The organism is Anoxybacillus sp. LAT27 (assembly GCF_022030075.1).
Classification (GTDB): Bacteria; Bacillota; Bacilli; order Bacillales; family Anoxybacillaceae; genus Anoxybacillus; species Anoxybacillus kestanbolensis.
Genome location: NZ_JAIWYK010000263.1, coordinates 1 through 240, shown reverse-complemented (window position 1 = coordinate 240; position 240 = coordinate 1). Strand labels below are relative to the sequence as shown.

Sequence of the window (240 nt, the reverse complement as noted above, 5' to 3'; positions counted from 1 at the left end):
GAGACCTCCGAAGAAGAAGCGCCGCCGCCGCACTATTGATAGCCGCGCATAAAAAAACCGCGATCCAGCAATGCTGGCTCGCGGTTTTTTTTTGCTGCGAAGGCGGGTATCAGCGACGCGGCAGTGCAGCGATCACGTCTTCGGCTTGCAGGCCTTTGTCGCGATTCATGACGGAGAACTCCACGCGCTGGCCTTCCACCAGGACGCGATGGCCTTCGCCGCGAATGGCCCGGAAGTGGA

At 60.4% G+C, this 240-nt stretch carries 1 protein-coding gene; it reads right to left on the bottom strand.

Annotated elements, in window-relative coordinates:
* Positions 1–109 precede the first annotated feature (109 nt).
* Positions 110–226, bottom strand: coding sequence for a cold shock domain-containing protein (locus LD028_RS18110; RefSeq protein ID WP_483298298.1), 117 nt, complete (start codon positions 224–226; stop codon positions 110–112).
* Between the last annotated feature and the right edge of the window lie 14 nt (positions 227–240).